We start from the raw sequence: 3,170 nt of genomic DNA on the forward strand, positions 1-3,170 counted from the left end.
TGTTGGCCGTTTTTAGTAATGTCACCTTTGCCATGGTTAGAGATGTCACCTGAGCCTGAGTCCCCGTACGCTGCGAGTTTCGTCGGGCGCTACGGGAGGCAGCCATGCGCGAACGGGATTTGGTGACCATGAGCATGCGTGAAGTTGACCGGATGAAGGTGATCCAAGCTGTCGCCGATGGGCACTTGGCGCGCTGGCGAGCAGCCGAGCGCTTGGGCATCAGCGCCCGGCACGTCAGGCGGCTTGTTCTGCGACTGTTGGAGGACGGCCCCAGTGGACTGATCTCGCGCAAGCGCGGTCGCCCCGGTAACCGGCAATTGCCGCCGGGCCTCGAATCCCGGGTGCGTGGCCTGATTCGCGACAGCTATGCCGACTTCGGCCCGACCCTCGCCTGGGAGAAGCTGCGCGAGCGCCACGGCATCGAAGTCTCGCCAGCCTGCGTTCGCCGCATCATGATCGACGCGGGCTTCTGGGTGCCGCGCAAGCTGCGCCCGCCCAAGGTGCACCAGCCGAGGAACCGCCGCGCCTGCCTGGGTGAGCTGGTGCAGATCGACGGCTCCGACCACGCCTGGTTCGAGGACCGGGCGCCGGCCTGCACGCTGCTGGTCTACGTCGATGACGCGACCGGGCGCCTGATGCAGCTGCTGTTCGTGCCGACCGAATCCACGCCGGCGTATTTCACCGCCACGCGCGCCTATGTCGAGCGCCATGGCAAGCCGATGGCGTTCTATTCGGACAAGGCCGGCATCTTCCGCGTCAACGCCAGGGACAGCGCCGAGGGCCGCGGCTACACCCAGTTCGGGCGCGCGCTGTTCGAGCTCAATATCGACATCCTGTGCGCCAATTCGAGCCCGGCCAAGGGCCGCGTGGAGCGGATGAACGGCACCTTGCAGGACCGGCTGGTCAAGGAGCTGCGGCTGCGCGGCATCAGCACGATGGCCGCCGCCAACGCCTTTGCCCCGCACTTCATCGCCGACTTCAATGCGCGCTTCGCCAAGGTGCCCAAGCGCGATTTCGATGCGCACCGGCCGCTGCGCGGCGACGAGGACCTGGCGCGGATCTTCAGCTGGCGCGAATGGCGCAAGGTCTCGCAAAGCCTCACGCTGCAGTACGACAAGGTGATGTACTTGCTCGCGGACCGGCCCGAGCACCGGCGCCTGATTCATCGGTATATCGAGGTGGCCGAGTATCCGGACGGGCGCATCGAGCTGTGGGCCGATGGCGCTGCCCTGCCCTACACCACTTATGACCGGCTCGGCGAGATGGACCAGGGTGCGATCGTCGAGAACAAGCGGTTGGGAGCGGTGCTGGCGCTGGCTGCCAAGGTGCAGGCGCAGCGCGACGATCGCCAGCAGGCGGGGCCGTCGCGCACGCTGCAGGGTGAACCCGCTCGGCCCCATCGCGCGCCGCTGAACGTCAAGCGGCAGCGGCTGATCAACCGGCTCGATCTGGAACGCGCGCTGGCGCCCGCGCCGCTGCAGCGGAACGCGGACCTTTTAACTTTGCCCACCGCGAATCCACCGCCCCACCCTGCGCTGAATTCAGTCACGTCAGGCCAGCGCCACCGCCCTACTTCTACCCCGCAAAAGAACCCAACCCCGCACAAAAAGCACGCCCATGCCGACATTTGAATTTAGCGGAAGAGACGACCTTTCAAAACCGCCTAGACAATAGGTGTAGCAGCTAAGCGGTAATGTCCGCTTCTGGCTAAGTTCAAATGTCCGAGTTTGGCTGGCGTAAGCTTGACGGCTTCCAGCGCGCGGGAGCCCGTCATGCCAGCAGGAGCCATTACCATGACGATGCGGCAGATCGACCGGCTCAAGGTCGTTCAAGCGCTGGCAGACGGCCATCTCAAGACCGGGATTGCCGCATCCAGGCTGGGACTAACGCCCCGACAGACCCTGCGCCTGCTGTCGCCGACCGCTGGTAGTGCCCGAGGGCGAAGACCGGGACGCCAGCCACGGCTGATCCCGGCCATCGGCCAACTTGGGTCGGATTTCGGACAAAGCCATGCCGGCCAGATCCACTGCCCTCGCCGCTCGCCTTATAGTCTCGCGCTACACCAATCGACAGGACCGACCGATGAAAACACGTGCAGCAGTTGCCTGGGGTGCGGGAAAGCCGCTGACCATCGAAGACGTCGACCTCGACGGCCCGCGCGCCGGCGAAGTGCTGGTGGAAGTGAAGGCCACCGGCATCTGCCACACCGACTACTACACGCTGTCCGGCGCGGACCCGGAAGGCATCTTCCCGGCGATCCTGGGCCATGAGGGTGCCGGCATCGTCACCGATGTCGGCCCGGGCGTGACCTCGCTCAGGCCGGGCGACCACGTGATTCCGCTGTACACGCCGGAATGCCGACAGTGCAAGTTCTGCCTGTCGCGCAAGACCAACCTGTGCCAGGCCATCCGCGCGACGCAAGGCAAGGGCCTGATGCCGGACGGCACCTCGCGCTTCTCGATCGACGGCAAGCCCATCTTCCACTACATGGGCACCTCGACCTTCGCCAACCACATCGTGGTGCCGGAGATCGCGCTGGCGAAGATCCGCCCGGATGCGCCCTTTGACAAGGTCTGCTACATCGGCTGCGGCGTCACCACCGGCGTGGGCGCGGTGCTGTTCACCGCCAAGGTCGAGGCCGGCGCCAACGTGGTCGTGTTCGGCCTGGGCGGCATCGGGCTTAACGTGATCCAGGCGGCGAAGATGGTGGGCGCCGACAAGATCATCGGCGTCGACCTGAACCCGGCGCGCGAGGCGATGGCGCGCAAGTTCGGCATGACGCATTTCATCAACCCCAAGGATGTCGACAGCGTGGTCGACCACATCATCCAGCTCACCGACGGCGGCGCGGACTACTCGTTCGAATGCATCGGCAACACGCAGGTCATGCGCCAGGCGCTGGAGTGCTGCCACAAGGGCTGGGGCAAGTCGATCATCATCGGCGTGGCCGAGGCCGGCGCGGAAATCTCGACGCGTCCGTTCCAGCTGGTGACCGGGCGCGAGTGGAAAGGCTCCGCCTTCGGCGGCGCGCGCGGCCGCACCGACGTGCCGAAGATCGTCGACTGGTACATGGAAGGCAAGCTCAATATCGACGACCTGATCACGCACACGCTGCCGCTGGAGCGCATCAACGAAGGCTTCGACCTGATGAAGCGCGGCGAGTCGATCCG

The 3,170-nt window shown here is 65.6% G+C and carries 2 protein-coding genes; both read left to right on the forward strand.

Annotated features, from left to right (window positions below):
- The first annotated feature begins 128 nt into the window (after positions 1 to 128).
- Complete coding sequence (locus AC3FMM_RS31325) at positions 129 to 1,631, forward strand: ISNCY family transposase (RefSeq protein WP_414249619.1); 1,503 nt, start codon at positions 129 to 131, stop codon at positions 1,629 to 1,631.
- Between the two features lie 451 nt (positions 1,632 to 2,082).
- Positions 2,083 to 3,170: S-(hydroxymethyl)glutathione dehydrogenase/class III alcohol dehydrogenase (locus tag AC3FMM_RS31330; protein WP_488688338.1), on the forward strand; the 1,088-nt coding region annotated here is incomplete at its 3' end.

It is taken from the genome of Cupriavidus sp. 207A1, assembly GCF_057798955.1.